At 47.0% G+C, this 16,716-nt stretch carries 20 protein-coding genes; all 20 read left to right on the forward strand.

Annotated features, from left to right (window positions below):
• Window positions 1-3: 3 nt before the first annotated feature.
• The 20 genes from STRDD10_RS07675 to STRDD10_RS07770 all read left to right on the forward strand — a co-directional run bounded on the left by STRDD10_RS07675 (window position 4) and on the right by STRDD10_RS07770 (window position 16,662).
• A complete protein-coding gene (locus tag STRDD10_RS07675; RefSeq protein WP_067194757.1) occupies window positions 4-222 on the forward strand; it encodes a hypothetical protein in 219 nt (72 codons plus the stop codon).
• A gap of 51 nt (window positions 223-273) precedes the next feature.
• The gene (locus STRDD10_RS07680; RefSeq protein WP_067194650.1) at window positions 274-1,689 is read left to right on the forward strand and encodes a terminase; all 1,416 of its coding nucleotides are present in this window, start codon (window positions 274-276) and stop codon (window positions 1,687-1,689) included.
• A gap of 194 nt (window positions 1,690-1,883) precedes the next feature.
• Window positions 1,884-2,348 carry a capsid assembly scaffolding protein Gp46 family protein gene (locus tag STRDD10_RS07685; protein WP_067194653.1) on the forward strand — a complete coding sequence of 155 codons (465 nt, stop codon included), beginning with the start codon at window positions 1,884-1,886 and terminating at the stop codon, window positions 2,346-2,348.
• Window positions 2,349-2,351: 3 nt separating this feature from the next.
• Window positions 2,352-3,254, forward strand: coding sequence for a phage major capsid family protein (locus STRDD10_RS07690; RefSeq protein ID WP_067194656.1), 903 nt, complete (start codon window positions 2,352-2,354; stop codon window positions 3,252-3,254).
• A 13-nt stretch (window positions 3,255-3,267) separates the two neighbouring features.
• On the forward strand, window positions 3,268-3,480 hold the full coding sequence (locus STRDD10_RS07695; RefSeq protein WP_067194659.1) for a HeH/LEM domain-containing protein: 213 nt from the start codon (window positions 3,268-3,270) through the stop codon (window positions 3,478-3,480).
• Between the two features lie 2 nt (window positions 3,481-3,482).
• The gene (locus STRDD10_RS07700; protein ID WP_067194661.1) at window positions 3,483-3,905 is read left to right on the forward strand and encodes a phage Gp19/Gp15/Gp42 family protein; all 423 of its coding nucleotides are present in this window, start codon (window positions 3,483-3,485) and stop codon (window positions 3,903-3,905) included.
• Window positions 3,868-4,209: a hypothetical protein gene (locus tag STRDD10_RS07705; protein WP_067194664.1), complete on the forward strand. Its 342-nt coding sequence runs from the start codon at window positions 3,868-3,870 to the stop codon at window positions 4,207-4,209. The genes STRDD10_RS07700 and STRDD10_RS07705 overlap by 38 nt, the downstream gene beginning before the upstream one ends.
• On the forward strand, window positions 4,202-4,438 hold the full coding sequence (locus STRDD10_RS07710) for a hypothetical protein (RefSeq protein WP_067194667.1): 237 nt from the start codon (window positions 4,202-4,204) through the stop codon (window positions 4,436-4,438). The genes STRDD10_RS07705 and STRDD10_RS07710 overlap by 8 nt, the downstream gene beginning before the upstream one ends.
• Window positions 4,439-4,774: a hypothetical protein gene (locus tag STRDD10_RS07715; protein ID WP_067194670.1), complete on the forward strand. Its 336-nt coding sequence runs from the start codon at window positions 4,439-4,441 to the stop codon at window positions 4,772-4,774. It begins immediately after the preceding gene.
• Window positions 4,775-4,786: 12 nt separating this feature from the next.
• The gene (locus tag STRDD10_RS07720; protein ID WP_067194673.1) at window positions 4,787-5,374 is read left to right on the forward strand and encodes a phage tail tube protein; all 588 of its coding nucleotides are present in this window, start codon (window positions 4,787-4,789) and stop codon (window positions 5,372-5,374) included.
• 137 nt (window positions 5,375-5,511) lie between these two features.
• Window positions 5,512-5,715, forward strand: a complete 204-nt coding sequence (locus tag STRDD10_RS07725; RefSeq protein WP_067194759.1) for a hypothetical protein — start codon at window positions 5,512-5,514, stop codon at window positions 5,713-5,715.
• 14 nt (window positions 5,716-5,729) lie between these two features.
• Window positions 5,730-6,104 (forward strand): DUF5361 domain-containing protein, encoded by a 375-nt coding sequence (locus tag STRDD10_RS07730; protein ID WP_067194676.1) that lies wholly within the window; start codon window positions 5,730-5,732, stop codon window positions 6,102-6,104.
• Entirely contained in the window at window positions 6,104-9,043 is a 2,940-nt protein-coding gene (locus STRDD10_RS07735) for a phage tail protein (RefSeq protein ID WP_067194679.1), read from the forward strand. Before STRDD10_RS07730 ends, STRDD10_RS07735 begins: the two co-directional genes overlap by 1 nt.
• The gene (locus tag STRDD10_RS07740; RefSeq protein WP_067194682.1) at window positions 9,043-9,747 is read left to right on the forward strand and encodes a phage tail protein; all 705 of its coding nucleotides are present in this window, start codon (window positions 9,043-9,045) and stop codon (window positions 9,745-9,747) included. The genes STRDD10_RS07735 and STRDD10_RS07740 overlap by 1 nt, the downstream gene beginning before the upstream one ends.
• Window positions 9,744-14,708 (forward strand): phage tail spike protein, encoded by a 4,965-nt coding sequence (locus STRDD10_RS11615; RefSeq protein WP_067194685.1) that lies wholly within the window; start codon window positions 9,744-9,746, stop codon window positions 14,706-14,708. Before STRDD10_RS07740 ends, STRDD10_RS11615 begins: the two co-directional genes overlap by 4 nt.
• A 17-nt stretch (window positions 14,709-14,725) precedes the next feature.
• Window positions 14,726-14,956 carry a hypothetical protein gene (locus STRDD10_RS07750; protein ID WP_067194688.1) on the forward strand — a complete coding sequence of 77 codons (231 nt, stop codon included), beginning with the start codon at window positions 14,726-14,728 and terminating at the stop codon, window positions 14,954-14,956.
• Between the two features lie 3 nt (window positions 14,957-14,959).
• The gene (locus STRDD10_RS07755; RefSeq protein ID WP_067194690.1) at window positions 14,960-15,310 is read left to right on the forward strand and encodes a hypothetical protein; all 351 of its coding nucleotides are present in this window, start codon (window positions 14,960-14,962) and stop codon (window positions 15,308-15,310) included.
• A gap of 9 nt (window positions 15,311-15,319) precedes the next feature.
• Window positions 15,320-15,604, forward strand: coding sequence for a DUF7365 family protein (locus STRDD10_RS07760; protein WP_067194693.1), 285 nt, complete (start codon window positions 15,320-15,322; stop codon window positions 15,602-15,604).
• Window positions 15,604-15,900, forward strand: coding sequence for a phage holin (locus tag STRDD10_RS07765; protein WP_067194695.1), 297 nt, complete (start codon window positions 15,604-15,606; stop codon window positions 15,898-15,900). The genes STRDD10_RS07760 and STRDD10_RS07765 overlap by 1 nt, the downstream gene beginning before the upstream one ends.
• A gap of 15 nt (window positions 15,901-15,915) precedes the next feature.
• Window positions 15,916-16,662 carry a CHAP domain-containing protein gene (locus STRDD10_RS07770; protein WP_067194698.1) on the forward strand — a complete coding sequence of 249 codons (747 nt, stop codon included), beginning with the start codon at window positions 15,916-15,918 and terminating at the stop codon, window positions 16,660-16,662.
• The last annotated feature ends 54 nt before the right edge of the window (window positions 16,663-16,716 follow it).

Genomic DNA, 16,716 nt, shown 5'->3' on the forward strand with positions numbered 1-16,716 from the left:
GCGATTGATTTTTCAGAGAAAAAGTCTAGTCTGGAGCGTGGTGCTTCTGTGAAAGAAATTTTGGAGGAAAATCTTGAGGCTAGTCATAACTATACTTCGGTGTTGGTAGTTTCTTTGGATAAAGATGGTGAGATAAATCTTGGCTATAGCTGGGAAAGTAGTTTGCAGGCGTTGGGAATGCTAGATGTTGCTAAAAACTATATTTTAAACGTAATTAATTAAGTCATCCCAGCGATAGGGTTATCATGCGAGAACGATTGAAAGGACGTTAGAATGGCGAGGAAGAAGAAACTTGGCAATCAGAATCCTACTCAATCGGTGATTTTAAAGCACGTCAAGAAAAATTCATTGGCGAATCGGGCGATTGAGCTGTATGAGCGGACGGGGTTGTCTTGCTACGCTTGGCAGAAGAACCTACTTTTGCCGATGATGGCGGTGGACAAGAATGGTCTTTGGGTGCATCAGAAGTTTGGTTACTCGATTCCTCGGCGGAATGGGAAGTCTGAAATCCTTTATATCCTTGAAATCGATGGGCTGCATGCGGGCTTAAACGTTTTGCATACGGCTCATCGTATCTCTACGTCTCACTCTTCTTTTGAGAAGGTCAAGCGGTATCTGGAGAAGATGGGCTATGTGGATGGGGAGGACTTTAGTTCTATCCGTGCGAAGGGTCAGGAGCGTATCGAGCTTTTTTCGACTGGTGGTGTGGTGCAGTTTCGTACTCGGACTTCTAATGGTGGTCTGGGTGAGGGATTTGACCTGCTCATCATCGATGAGGCTCAGGAGTACACTACAGAACAGGAGTCGGCGCTCAAGTACACGGTTACGGATAGTGATAACCCGATGACGGTCATGTGTGGGACACCTCCTACGCCTGTGTCGAGTGGTACGGTCTTTACTAAGTTCAGGGAAACCTGCCTCTTTGGTAAGGGGAAGTACTCGGGCTGGGCGGAGTGGTCGGTTGATACTGAAAAGGACATCAACGATGTGGAGGCGTGGTACAACTCGAATCCGTCTATGGGCTACCATTTGAACGAGCGGAAAATAGAAGCGGAGCTAGGGGAGGACAAGCTAGACCATAATGTGCAGCGTTTGGGCTTTTGGCCTCAGTACAACCAGAAGTCAGCCATTTCAGAGACGGAGTGGAATGAGTTGAAGGTTGAGGAACTCCCTCGCTTTGCTGGTAAGCTCTTTGTCGGTATCAAGTATGGTCAGGACGGCACGAACGTGGCTATGAGTGTGGCGGTACGTGCTGATGATGGTCGGGTCTTTATCGAGACAATCGACTGCCAGTCTATCCGTAACGGGAACGACTGGCTGGTGGCTTTCTTGAAGCGGGCAGATGTGGCGCAGGTCGTGGTCGATGGGGCAAGCGGTCAGAAAATCCTAGATGAGGAGTTGAGAAAGGAGCGTGTGAAGAACGTTATCCTGCCAACGGTGAAGGAAATCATCGTTGCTAATTCTATGTGGGAACAGGGTATCTATCAAAAGACTCTCTGCCATGCTGGTCAGCCGTCCTTGACCAAGGTGGTCACCAACTGTGAAAAGCGTAATATCGGTTCAAATGGTGGTTTTGGCTATCGGAGTCATTTTGCGGATATGGATATTTCTTTGATGGATAGTGCTTTGCTGGCACATTGGGCTTGTGCTACGGTCAAGCCTAAGAAAAAGCAGAAAATCAGTTATTAGAAGGAGCGGTTGAGAGACTGCTTTTTTTGATGCTCAAAAATTACCGAACTGCCGGGAAAGCAGGAATTGAACCCGCCCTAAATGCTGGGTGAAAAAGATAAATTCCCTTGTGAGCATCGCTCACAGCGTGAATTTCCTATTTTCACTGTGCATTTTACGGGCTTGGTATCTTTCTTGAGAAAGGATGTAGCAATATGTCAGAATTTAAAGTAATTGAAACACAGGAAGAGCTGGACAATATCATCAAGGAGCGCATCAGACGTGAGCGTGACAAGTTTGGTGATTATGACCAGCTGAAGGCTCGTGTTTCTGAGTTGGAGACGGAAAACGGTGCTCTGAAATCGTCCCTCGAGGACGCTAAGGGTGGTGCGGACAAGTCTGGGCAGGAAATCGCTGAGCTGAAGGCGCAGTTGGCTGGTTATGAGACGGCGAGCTTGCGGACTAAGATCGCTTTACAGCATGGCTTGCCTTATGACCTTGCGGAGCGTTTGCAGGGTGATGATGAGGCGAGTCTGGTGTTAGATGCGGAGCGTCTGGCTGGGTATCTCAAGCCTCATCTACCTTCTGCACCGCTCAAGGAAACCGAACCGTCGCTGGGAGATGATAAAACCTCTCAGATGAAGCAGATGTTGCGTGAATTGCAACCGAAAGGAGAATAAACGATGTCACAAACAAATAATTCACTAAAATCAGGTTCATTGTTTAAACCTGAGCTTGTAAAAGAACTGATCAGTAAGGTGCAGGGGAAATCTGTTCTTGCCAATCTATCAGGTCAGACTCCTATCCCGTTTAATGGGGTGGAACAGTTCATCTTTAACCTTGAGGGCAATGCTCAAATCGTGGGTGAGGGTGAGTTGAAACAAGCTGGGAAAGCTGTTCTCACTAGCAAAGTTATCAATCCGCTCAAGTTTGTCTATCAAGCTCGTATTACTGATGAATTTAAGCATGCATCAGAGGAAAAACAAGTTGAATATCTGTCTCAATTTATGGATGGTTTCGCTAAGAAGATGGCGGAGGCTTTTGACCTTGCTGCTATCCATGGTTTGGAACCTCGCTCTATGACAGATGCGTCTTTCCGTGCGACAAATTCTTTTGATGGGGTTATCACTGGGAACATTGTTACCTTTGAGGAAGGAAGAATTGATGATAACATCGACGCTGCTGTGCAACAAATCGTAGCTCTTGGTGGTGAGGTGACTGGTCTTGCTTTGTCTCCAGCTGCTGGTCAGGCTCTGGCTAAGCTGAAAGTCAACGGCGTGGTGCAGTATCCTGAGTTCCGTTTTGGGCAAAACCCTGACTCTTTCTACGGTATGAAGTCAGACATCAACAAGAACTTGGTCGCAAAAGGTGGTACAGCTGAGACGGACCATGTTATCGTTGGGGATTTCCAAAATCGTTTTAAGTGGGGCTATGCGGAAAACATCCCGATGGAAATCATCGAATACGGTGACCCTGATGGCTCTGGTCGTGACCTGAAAGCCTATAACGAGATTTTGTTGCGTGCAGAAGCTTACATTGGCTGGGGGATTCTTGATGAGAATGCTTTTGCTCGTGTGAAAGCCTAAGGAGGTATAAAAAATGGCACTATATACACATACAGAAACTGGCGTAGTTATTTCTTCTGATTGTAAATTGGCAGGTAACTGGGAAGAAGTAACTGACAAGAAGGACAAAGAGCTCACGGTTGCTGAGTTGCAATCTCGCTTGAATGAGCTGGGGGTAGAGTACGACAAGAAAGCTAATAAGGCTGAATTACAGGCTCTACTGAAGGAACATCAGTCTGAGGGCTAGCCATGAAGGACTTTGCGACGGTTGAAGATGTTCAGTCTTTGTGGCGGTCTCTCAAGTTTGATGAGGAGAAGCGTGCTAAGGAATTGCTCAAGGTCGTGTCTGCGTCTCTGCGTGTGGAAGCGGACAAGTTTGGTAAGAACTTGGATGAGATGGCAGCCTACGACATGAGCTATGCTCTCGTCCTCAAGTCTGTGACGGTGGACATCGTGGCGCGGACGCTGATGACCTCAACGGACCAAGAGCCTATGACCCAAGCGAGTGAGAGTGCTCTTGGCTACTCTTGGAGTGGGTCGTTTTTGGTACCTGGTGGGGGTCTTTTTATCAAGGATAGTGAGCTACGCCGTCTGGGTCTGGTCAAAAAGCAGAAGTATGGAGTGTTAGACATCTATGGCGAGAATCAAGGGAATCACAGTTATCCTCATTGACAAGGTCATGGAGGGGCGGGATGACTTTGGTCATCCTATCTACCGTGATGTGGAAATCGAGGTGGAGAATGTCCTTGTCGCTCCGACGTCGTCTGCTGATAATGTCATCAACCAGCTCAATCTGACGGGTAGGAAAGGGACTTACACGTTAGGTATTCCCAAGGGGGATACGCATACTTGGGAGGGGCGTGAGGTTCGTTTCTTTGGTCGGAGGTGGAAGACGGTGGGCTTGCCTATGGAGGGCATCGACCACTTAATCCCCTTGGACTGGAACAAGAAAGTGATGGTGGAGAGGTATGAGTAATCTCAAGTTTAAGCTGAACCGTGCTGGTGTGGCTGAGCTGATGAAGTCGGGCGCTATGATAACAGTGCTGAACAAGCACGCTACGGCAATCAAAAATCGCTGTGGCGATGGCTATGAGCAAGACCTCTATGTGGGGAAAAGTCGTGCCAATGTGTCAGTCAGTGCCAAGACTTACAAGGCGAAGAAGGACAATCTCAAAAACAATACACTACTAAAGGCGGTGCGCTAGATGATCGAAAAGGTAATCAAGAGACACCTAGATAGTCAGCTGGGTGTGCCGTCTTTCTATGAACATGAGGAGGATATGCCTGAGCGTTGTGTCCTCATCGAAAAGACTGGGAGTGGTAGGCGTGACTTTGCACGGTCTGCCACTTTTACTTTTCAAAGCTATGCTGGCTCGATGCAAGAGGCGGCGGAGCTCAACGAAGCGGTCAAGGTAGCGGTGGACAGTCTCATCGGGCTGGATGCCATCAGCGGTGTTCGGCTAAACAGTGACTATAACTTTACCGATACGGAGACCAAGCGGTACCGCTATCAGGCGGTATATGATATTTATTATTTTTAAAAGGAGGGTGTTATGGCACAATCAGATACAAGTGCAGTTGCAGTGAAAAAAGGGTCTGAGCTGGTAACGGCTGCGAAGCCCAAGGTAGGAGGTGCTATCTACTCAGCGCCGTTGGGAACGACGCTCCCAACTAATGCCAAAAGTAAGCTGGGAGAGGCTTTCAAGAGTCTGGGCTATATCTCGGAGGACGGGATGACTAATGAAAACTCACCAGAGAGCGAAGATGTATCCGCTTGGGGTGGTGATGTGGTGCTGTCTAGTCAGACCAGCAAGAAGGATACCTTTGGCTATACGCTCATCGAGTCGCTCAACGTGGACGTGATGAAAGAGATCTATGGTACGGATAATGTTAGTGGGACGTTGGATACGGGTATCACCATCAAGGCAAACAGTAAGGAGCTGACAGCTCATGTCCTCGTAGCGGATATGGTGCTGAAAGACGGTGTCCTGAAACGGATTGTCATCCCTCAAGGCAAGGTGACGGAAATCGGAGAAATCGCCTACAAGGACGCTGAGGCGGTGGGCTATGAAACCAAGGTATCCGCTCTCCCTGATGATGAGGGGAACACTCACTATGAATATATCCAGAAAGGAGCTTAAGCATGGAAGAAGTGACAAAAGAACCAGCGGTTGTGCTTTTTGGTGGAAAGATTCCAGCGTCAGCAACGCTTGCCTATACGAACTCTATCAAAGGGAAGACAGCGACGGGATTTGAATTTGAAATCCCGCGCTCTCGTATGGAAAACTATGAGCTGGTAGAGGCTATCGCTGAGGTAGATACTAATCCCCTCGTCCTACCCAAACTGATCAAGCTCTTGCTGGGTAGTCAAGCGGAGGCTCTGAAAGACCATGTCCGTGACGAGGAAGGGCTGGTACCGATGGACAAGATGAGCGAAGAAATCAAGGACATCTTTGCCAGTCAAGAAGCGGTAAAAAAATAACTTTCCTCGCTAAGATGCTAGAGACCGACGAGGATGCGCTGGTCTGCGACCTAGCTGAGACCTATGGTATCTACGACTATCGACAGCTACCTGCATGGCGAGTGGCTGTTTTTGCTTATGGTCTGCGTGAGGATAGTCGGATCAAGCTGGTCATGAGTGGTCAGAGGGTCGCCTTTGACACCATGCTCTGGGCTGGTATCTTTGACCGTCTCTCTCAGCTAGTCTGGGCGAAGACCAAGGACGCAGCCAAGGGGCGCAACCAGCCCAAGTCTATCCTCGACTCTCTGACCCAGCAGGTCAAGGAAAGGGAGGAGATGGTCTTTGCATCTGGTGAGGAGTTTGAAATCTATCGTCAGAAACTACTGGAAGAGATGGGAGGTGAGGACTGATGGCGACAGAACTAGGGAAGGCGTATGTGCAAATTATGCCGTCTGCTAAGGGTATCAGTGGAGCTATCCAGAAAATCATCAATCCTGAAGCGACTGCCGCTGGTCAGAGTGCTGGTATGAGCCTCGGCTCTACTCTGGTCAAGGCGGTGTCGGGTATCGTGGCGTCAGCTGGTATCGGGAAGGCTTTTGCGGCGTCCTTGTCAGAAGGGGCAGCGCTCCAGCAATCTCTCGGAGGGATTGAGACACTTTTCAAAGGTTCGGCGGATAAGGTCAAAAGCTACGCTAACGAGGCATACCGTACAACGGGGATGTCTGCCAATAGCTACATGGAAAACGTGACCAGTTTTAGCGCCAGTCTGTTATCGTCTCTTGGCGGCGACACGGAGAAGGCGGCTGATGTAGCGAATATGGCGATGATTGACATGTCTGATAATGCCAACAAGATGGGGACTTCTATGGACCGTATCACAGACGCTTATCAGGGATTTGCCAAGCAGAACTATACCATGCTGGATAACCTCAAGCTGGGTTATGGTGGTACGAAGTCTGAGATGGAACGCCTGCTGGCGGACGCTCAGAAGCTGACTGGTGTCAAGTATGACATCAATAATCTGTCCGATGTGTATAGCGCCATCCACGCTATACAAGAAAATCTGGATATCACAGGGACAACTGCCAAGGAGGCGGCACAGACCTTTAGTGGGTCTTTTGCTGCGATGAAGGCAGCTGCGCAGAATGTGCTGGGTAAACTGGCGCTGGGCGAGGATATCCAGCCGTCTCTGAGAGCTTTGTATGATACGACGAAAACCTTTATTTTAGATAATTTCATCCCAATGGTAGGAAATATCTTAAAAGGTATTCCTACGATTATCGGTTTTGCTTTGCAGGAAGGCTTGTCAGCTATATTTGGTGATCAGATAGCTGAGACGGTTATGAATGAACTGGATAAGTTGACGGGGATTTTTTCTACGTTTTATGACATGATTTTCGGTTCATTGAGTAAGAAAGACAACATTGACTTTCTGAAAGCCTTGGGGATCGATGAGAGTGTAGCTAGCCAGATTGTCAATATCGGTGAAAATATCCGTGTGACCTTTGAGAATATCGGAGCGACCATTGGTAATATCGCTGGTATCGTGGGAAGTTTTATCGGCGACCTGCTGGGTATCGCTAGTAGTGAGACGAGTGTCAATCTGCTGGGCGCTGCCTTTGAGGGGCTGACTGGTTTCCTGCGTGATGCGTCGGAAATGTTAAAACAAGTTACGCAATTTTTCAAAGATAATCAAATTGCAAGTGATTTACTGAAAACTGCGGTTGTAGCTCTAGGAGTTGGTTTGCCCGTTGTCAAGATTGCTAATTTTATCAGTGCTTTAGGTGGCATCAAAGGAATATTGACAATCGCGCAGGTAGCTGTGTCAGGTTTTGCTACGACTGTGACAACGGCGATTGCGTCTATTCCACTAGTTGGCTGGATTGCAGCAGCGGTGGCTGCTCTTGTCTGGTTCTTTACCCAAACAGAAACTGGTCGGCAGATCTGGTCTGCTTTTGTGGATTGGATCAAGCAGGCATGGCAGGGGATTGCGGACTTCTTTGTCAATCTCTGGTCTGGTATCTCAGAAGGTGCCAACAACCTTTGGACGGGTGTGACTGAGGTCTGGAATGCCACAGTTGAAGCTGTCAAGAATATGTGGAACGGAGTGGTGGAGTTTTTCACCAATCTCTGGACAGGTATTCAAACAACTGCAACGACGGCTTGGACTATGCTGACGACGGCTATCATCACGGTGGTGCAACCTTTCATCGATGGTTTTATGAACCTCTGGAATGGTATGAAAGATGGTTTGTCTCAGATGTGGGACGGCATCAAGATGGTCTTTGAGGGGGCTTGGGAGCTTATCAAGTCTATTGTGCTGGGTGCTGTCCTTATCGTTATCGACCTGGTGACGGGGAACTTTACCCAGCTGGGTGCTGACTTGGGTCTTATCTGGGACGGTATCAAGAACGCTGTCTCTCTGGTTTGGGATGGTATCAAAACCTACTTTTCTGGTGTTGTGGATGCCATCGTTGGCTATGGCAAGGCTACCTTTGAAGGATTTTCCAACGCTCTGTCTGCTATCTGGGACTTTATCAAAAACGCAGCGTCTAGCGCTTGGGAGTGGATAAAGTCCACGGTGTCTAATCTCATCGATGGTTTGGTACAAGGTGCGCAGAATACTTGGAATAGCTTTATGAGCTTCCTGTCTGGGCTGTGGGAGTCTATCAAATCAACGGCATCGAGTGCATGGGAGGCTTTGAAATCCTCTGTTCTAAATATCATCAACGGGCTTATCCAAGGTGCTCAGAATGCGTGGAATAACATGGTTCAGGGTGTGTCTAACCTAGTATCGCAGGTAACGGGCATCTTTAGCGGTCTTGCTAATATTAATTTGTTTAGTGCAGGCAGTGCTATCCTAAATGGATTTTTAAATGGTTTGAAGTCTGTTTGGGGAGGTATTAAAAACTTTGTCGGTGGTATCGCTGGCTGGATCCGTGACCACAAGGGTCCTATCGAGTACGACCGCAAGCTCCTCATCCCTGCTGGTGATGCTATCATGGGTGGGTTTGACAAGAGCTTGCAAGAACGTTTTAAGGGTGTTAAATCGACAGTCAGCGGTATGGCTGGTGAGCTGTCTGATATCTTTGACGGTGAAGAATTTGACGTCACGGCAAGCAGTCCTGTCCTAAGTCGGGACATCAATGCGACGATGGCGCTGTCCTCTGGACAAATGGGCAAAATGGAGCAAAATGTTGTGTCTGAGATTGCCATTCTAAGGTCAAGTTTAGATGATTGGCTGGGTCAACTACTGAACAAGCCGTCTGACGTGTACTTAGATGGGCAGTCTATCGCACAGAGCTCTTGGCAATATCAAGGTAGTATCATGAGAAGGGAAGGTATCTGATGGCGTTTAACTATCTGGTTGTAAATGGCTTTTCTACGGCTAGATTTACAAATAGTGTGGTCATGGACTTTGGCGACATCAAACTTGCCAGTCCTCGCTTTGCGGAGAAGGTCACCCTCCATGGTGTCAATGGGAGTTACAATCTGCCCGACGGGGCTTTTGATAGCTATGATAGGACTATCAAGCTGTTCATCGTTCGCTATGCGGATGCTCTGACCTTGCTGGAGAAGTTTCAGGCTCAGGATAATGTGTTGGAGTTTAGCTACCAGACGGACTCTGTCTTTTACGCTGACTTGCTCGAAGGGGACATCAAACCCAAGGGCAAGGGAGGCTGGGAGGTGACGGTCAAACTCAACATGCAACCGTTTCGATATGTCAAGAATCCACCTGATATAACCTTGACTGGAAATGGCAGTCTTACCAATCCTGGTACGGTTTTTTCAGAACCTGTCATCGTGTTGGAAGGTTCAGGAGAGGTCAGCTTAACAATCGGTAAACAGGTCATGCAGTTGACCTTAGATACTAAAGCCACGATTGACTGTCGGCATAAGAAACAGAATGTCTATGACAAAATCGGATATGTTAGGAACACCATTCGAAAACGGGGGCCATTTTTTGAAATTCCAGTAGGAATATCGGGGGTGGCGGTGACCGGGAACATCCAAAAAATCACGATAAAAGGAAATTGGAGGTATAAAGTGTGATCTATCTAGCTGAGGGAAATTTCCCTCTAAATGGCTGTTATGATGATGACATCGTACAGGAAGACGCTAGCACCTACCAGCTCACGTTTAAGTTTCCAACATCTGATGAGAAGTGGAAGTTGCTGAAAGAAGAAATGCTCTTACTAGCTGATGACTTGGACGGAGAGCAGTTGTTTACGATATTTGAAGTGGTCAAGCAACATGGCTATGTGACGGTCTATGCGAACCAAGTCATGACCCTACTCCATCACTACTCTATCAGCTCTGTCAATGTGGATAAGGTGGTTGGGAATGTGGTCATGTCCAGTCTAGCTGGGGCTATCCTTCGGAATAGTCCTTTTTCTTTCTTTTCAGATATATCAGATCGGCATACGCTTAATGTGGCGGACCGGTCTGCAATGGATGTGTTGGTCAAGGATAAGCACTCGATTTTAGGACAGTGGGGTGGCGACCTGGTGCGGGACAAGTATCAAGTCAGACTGCTTAAAAACGGTGGCTCTGAAAATGAGTCACTCTTTATGTATAAGAAAAACATGAGGAGCTACCAGCAAACGACCTCTACTAAGGAGTTGCGAACAAGGATTCACTTCCGAAAGAAAATCGAAGAAGGAGAAGGGGATAATCGGCGGGAGCGTTGGTTGCGAGTGACGGTGGATAGTCCCCTTATCAGCCAGTATGTCAACGTTTATGAATCGGATATGGAAGTGACAGATGAAGATGTGAAAGACCTAGCTAGTCTGACTCAGTACGGGAAAGACTACTACAAAAACACTCTTTGTGACCTTATCGAGGATAGCCTTGAGCTAGATGTGGTAGGGACTGGCGATGTAGCTGTCAAGCTGTACGATGTGGTGTCTGTTTACCATGAGGCATTTGACATGGATATGCGCAAAAAAATCACCAAGTACCATTACAGTCCGATGGGGAAACGGCTTAAGTCGGTTGGTTTTGGGGTGGTGAAAGGGTCGCTTGGTGGTGCTTTAGGAAATCTAGTAAGTGACACAGTTAAGTCCGAAACGGGAACTCTAGTACAGGATTTTGAAGAACGACTTACTAAGGAACTGGAAAATGCAGATAGAAGTTTTACTCGACAAGCGGATGCTCTGAAGGACGAAATCACAGATGCTATCGAGAAATCAAAAACGGCTGCTGAAAAGTATGCTGCAGAGCTAGATAGGGAAATACAGGCGCAAGTTGCTGAAAATCGGAAGGAAGCGAATAGGCTTTCAGAAGAGCAGAAGAATGGCTTGAAAGAGGCTCGGAGGGAGTTGGAAGAGGCAAAGAGAAAGCTGGGTCAAGTCGGAGTGGACTTATCCAGTATGAGTCGTGACTTGGCAACGGTGCGAACGAATGCTGAAACGGCTCAGCGGAATCTTTCAAGTTCTGTTCAAAACTTGATGGGTTCTATCCAGCAACAGACTTCATCGCTAAATGATACGAAAGCACGGTTGACGACTGCAGAGGGCGAGTTAAGAACGGCTAAGAGCTTGGCGGAAAGCGCTCAAGCTGGGTTAAATGGTAAGGTTAATCTGGCTGATTACAATCGAAATAATGAAGAGTTGTTGGCTCGGTTTACGACGGTTCTTGTGGGGCCTAACTTGGTTCAAAATGGTGGCGCTCCAGCTACTGTTGATGGGTGGAGTGGTTGGACGGTTGGGGCTCGTCCTACGGTGCGAACTGGGCAACATGAAGCTTATTACAATGGGCAACGGAATCTTTTTGTGTTGGAGAGTTTAACGAGTGGTACGGCTCAAGCTTCGTCTTCTCGTTTTTTGCTGAAGAGGAATACAACTTACAGGGTCAATTATGTGGCTTTTACGTCTGATAATATCTCTCAATATACTATCTACTTGCTAGGGAGAAGGAAGGGGGAGAGTCAGAATTATACACTGGTTAAGCTAGTCGCTAGGGGGAATGTTTTGCCTAGCTATGGGGTTTTGGAGCGGTCTTTTGAGTTTAACTCGGGCGAGATGGACGAGGCTTATCTGCGTTTTGATAATAGTGGAAAAAGAGATGCGAATCCTTCTTATCTGTACTTTGGAGATATCGACCTCTACGAGGGGGGGACAGTTCGGCCGTTTCAACCTTCTCCGGAGGATGATAAGGCGCAAATTAGTGCGGTTCAGTCTGAGTTTCGCTTGAAAGCGGATGGGCTTTCTAGTAAGATTAGTGGTCTGGAAGAAAGGGCGAATCAGGCGGCTACGACTGTCTCTAGCCTTCAACAGGGGGTAAACTCTATCAATCTAAGCGTGGAGCAGTTAGGACGGGATAAGGTCAGCTCAAGTGCGTTTGATGTAGAGTTAGGTAAAATCAGGCAATCTGTTAAATCAGCTGATGATAAGGCGAGCAGAATCACGCAGGTAGAGACGAATTTGGCTGGTGTGTCTACTAAGGTTGGAAATCTAGAGACAAGAGCGAATAACACTTTAAGCAAGTTGACAGAAGTTGAGACGAAAGCGAACGGCATTCTTACTAGAATGACGAGTGCGGAAACGTATATCTCTAAGGATGGTCAGCGACAAGAGAGCTTGCAGCGGTATAGTCGTGAGGAGACGGCACGGCAGATTGCGGCTGAGCGAACAAATGTCTCTCAAAGCTATGTAGCGAAAAGTCAGTATACGGAGGATGTGCGAGGGGTTAATCGACGGTTTGAAGAGCTTTATCAAGGTAGCCCTAATCTAGTTATTAACGGCGCTGCAGAGTTAGGAGATAAGAACTGGGGCGGAACGAACGGAAAATGGTTCACAAACCGAACTCATGGTTTTTACAAGAACAGCTCTGTTCCACTATTCACCATTGATACGAAAGAAGCTGGATTGTGCTATATCCAGCTGAATCGCTATAATCAACTCAAGAAGAATACGGATTATACACTTTCTTTTACTGGTTTTATGTCAGGTAATGTGTCTGGTTTTCGAGTTTATGTTGGTTTGTTATCCAACAAAGACCATGCTTGGAAAAAGACATTAGAGGTTTTTCAACAGAGGCTTTCTCCCCATCGGGCTGAGCGGTTCACGGTGTCGTTTAATAGTGGGGACTATGATGGTTTTTCTTTGCGGTTTGATCATCTTGGTTCTAGTGATAGGCAGAGTGCGACTGTTTGGCTTACTGAAATTGATGTCTATGAAGGCACGATGAAGCGGGCTTATCAGCCTTCTCCTGAAAACTTTGAGAACTATGCGGATACTAAGCTGGCTGAGTATAAGGAAACGGTAGAGGGGCGCTTTGCGACGATACAAACAGTTGTGAATGGTAAGGCGAATCAAGCGGACTTTCAGCGAGTGCGAGAAACGAGTCAGCTTTACGAGCGTATCTTGGGCAATACTGATAATGGGATTGCTAATAATATCGCTCAGATGGTGCTGACGAATCAGCGGTTCCAAGTTGAGGTTGGTAAGGTCGGTTCAGACGGTGTTAATCGTGCTTTAAACACGAGTCAGGACTGGACGGATTTTATCACGGTTGCGGGTTCTGATGGTGTTAATCTGAATACTGATTTACATAAGGTGATGGCATCTGGTTTGGTCGTGGGGGATAAGCTTCATGTGAGTATGGAAATCTCTATTGATGATGTTCAGTTGTTCACAGGAAGGACGGCTACGGCTGTTTTGCAATCGTGGGGGGATGTTAAGCAGTGGAATGCTGGGAATCCTTTTGCTTATTCTATCGGTAATCTGAGCGCTGGTATCAACTGGCGCAAGATAGAGTATGATGTGACTTTGACGGAGCAGATGCTTGGAAATAATTTTTGGTGGCTGAATGTTCGTGTGGACGGTGTTAGTCGTTATAAGGTGCATACTAAGCTTCTTAAAATCGAAAAGGGGACTAGGGCGACACCTTGGTCTCCTGCTCCTGAAAATAGTCAGGATTATGTGGATACTAAGCTGGCTAGTTATAAGCAGACGGTGGACGGGATTTCGTCTAAGGTGTCAAGTCTTGAGAGAAATCTTGCTACGACAAGTACGAGGTTATCGAATTTAGATCAAAAGGCGGATACTATCAAGGCGGCGGTATCGAGCTTGGAAGGTGGAGCGTTGAAGAAGTCGGAGATTGAAATCCGCGATGACCGTATCCTTTTGGGAGCGGGGAAGGAGATTAAAGGAAGGACGCTTTTTTCTCTCTTTAAGCTAGAACCTGACTCTATCACGGCTCTTACGAAGCTGATGCGTATCACGGGGGATGTCATCGTTGACGGAAGTGTTACTACGCAAAAGTTGGCTGCGAACTCGGTTACTGCTGGGAAGGTTCAGTCGGGTGCTGTTGAAGCGAAGCATTTGGCGGCTGAGGCTGTCACGGCTGAGAAGTTAAAAGTTGATCAAGCGCTTTTTGATAAGCTGATGGCGAACGAAGCTTACTTGAAACAGCTTTTTGCTAAGCAGGCTTTCATTAATCAAGTTCAATCGGTGACTTTGTCGGCGAATCGGATTTCAGGCGGAGTTTTTAGAGCGCTGAACAATGCTATGGAAATCCTGATGAATAATGGTCAGATACTTTACTACACTGATCAGGCTGCGCTGAAACGAGTTTTGAGTGGTTATCCGACTCAATTTGTCAAGTTTGCGACAGGACGTGTGGATGGTAAGGGGCTCGCTGGTGTGACGGTTATCGGGTCGAATCGTTGGGGCAGTGAAAGTTCGAATGATGGTGGATTTGTCGGGATTCGTGCTTGGAACGGTCCACAGGTTGACTCGGTGGATGTGGTTGGTGATGAAATCAGACTGGCTAGCTCTGCTTATGATAATCCAGATGGCTGGGATGTTCAGACGCTTGATTCGGGCTTGAAAATCGCTCCACACAATCGGGGTGCTGAGCGTAATAGTCGCATCGAGGTTGGTGATGTCTGGATTTTAAAAGGAAATGGAAACTATACGTCGCTAAGAGATGTTTTAAATGCTTTTAACGGAAACTTTTCTAAGGGTCCTAATGCGGATTCTTACGACTATTATCCATCAGGGTTCTAAGATAGAAAGGGATAATCATGAATCAAGAAGAACAACAACTTAATCAGGCGTTAGGCTTGACGATTAACGAGCTCACGGACCGGTTGGTCAATGAGTCAACGACTAAAAACTTGTTGGCTATCCAGTTGACGGAGGCTGATGAAGAGAAACAGCGATTGGCTCAGGAAAATACTGAACTTCAGGCAAGAGTGATGGAGCTGGAAGCTCTGCTTGATGAGAAAACGAATCCGGCTGAAAAAGGAGAATAGAAGATGACAGAAACAACTCAAAACACAGATAACTTGCTAGATCTGACAAAAATTACGGAACCGTTTGATCTTGCGACTGCTTTGCATTACATGAAAGAAAATGGGGAGTTCATTCGTTGTAAGAATGCAAGTAATGATTTTTATATGTATCGTGATGTCCAAAAGCGTCCTGTAGTTATCAATGGGCGTCGTCAGTTTAAGGATGTTGAGACTGTTTGGGCGTTTAATCAGTGGGGTGGGACAACCACGACTATTAATGTAACGGATTTGTTTAATCAGGAGTTTTATATCATGAAATTTGATGCAGAGGGAAATCCTAACTGGGCTGATCCAAGCTCTGAGCATAGAGAGTAGGAGGTGTTTATGCCGGGATATGAAAAGATGCTGGTTCAGTTGATGTTTTCTCTTGTTCCTGTGGTTGTGCTTTACTTTTCTATGAAGGATCGTACGACGAAGCAGGAGAATCGTATTACGATTATGGAAAAGGATATTGAGAGTCTACGTGAGTTTAAGGAGTCGGCTAATCGGAGGCTTGATAATCATGATGAGCAGAATAAGGCTATTCTCGTTCTGGCTGAGCAGGTGAAGAGTTTGGGGGAAGATGTGAGGGAGTTGAAGCAGCTTATCCAAAGTAAGGAGGGGGCGTAATGATCCAATTGTTACAAGCTTTATGGGAAAGTGGTGTTATCGGAGCTGTGGCGTTTTATGTTATTCGTTTGTTGGTAGCTCATACTAAGAATAAAAATATTGCAATGTTTCTGACTTGGGCGGAGCAAGCGGTGGGATATGCGGAACAGTTTGGGAATCCTAGTCATGAGAAAAAGGAGCTGGCTATGCGTTTGATACAGCAACGTATACGAGCGAATCGGTTGGTTGGGAAGTTTAGTGAGGAACAGATCTCGGGTGCTATTGAATGGGCGCTTGCTGAGATGAAGAAACAATAAGGAAAGAGGAATATAATGGCAAGAGTAAATGATGTCGTGCTTTTTGCACAAAACTTAGCAGATGCAGGGGTTGGGACGGACGCTGATGGGGCTTATGGTACGCAGTGTGTGGATTTGCCTAATGCTATTTCTATCAACTTTTTTGGTCAGGCTCTTTGGGGGAATGCGATTAATTTGCTTGACTCGGCTGCTGGGTTGGGCTATGAGGTGGAGTACAATCAAGAGGGGAATCTTGATAGTCGTCCACGACGTGGTGCGGTCTTTGTTATGGATACGACTTATATCTATGGGCATGTCTATGGTCATACGGGGCTGGTTATTGAGGATAGTGATGGCTATACTATGCGAACGATAGAGCAGAATATCGATGGGAATGCTGATAGTCTTTATGTGGGTGGTCCTGCTCGGTATAATACTCGTGACTTTTCTGGTATCGTGGGTTGGTTTTACTTTCCTACGGATGATACGCCACAGGCGCCTGTTTCTACGCCTGCGCCGTTTGATGGTGTGGTGACTATCAACGAAGAGGTAGGAATTTTTACGGTGGAAGTGTCGGCTCTTAATGTCCGTGTTGGTGCGGGTCTTGGTGCTGAAATCGTGGCGGTGTATACTGCTGGTCAAGAAATCAACTATGATGGTTGGTGTGATGTGGATGGGTATATCTGGATTACTTATATCGGTGGTTCTGGGAATCGTCGTTATGTAGCAGTTGGTCAGTCTGAGAGTGGTCGCCGTGTTACTAGTTTTGGTCGTTTTCGGTAACTAAATAGGTAGATGAAACTTCCCCCACTGGCTTAGGCTGGTGGGGGATTTTTT

It is taken from the genome of Streptococcus sp. DD10 (genome assembly GCF_001578805.1).
Classification (GTDB): domain Bacteria; phylum Bacillota; class Bacilli; order Lactobacillales; family Streptococcaceae; genus Streptococcus.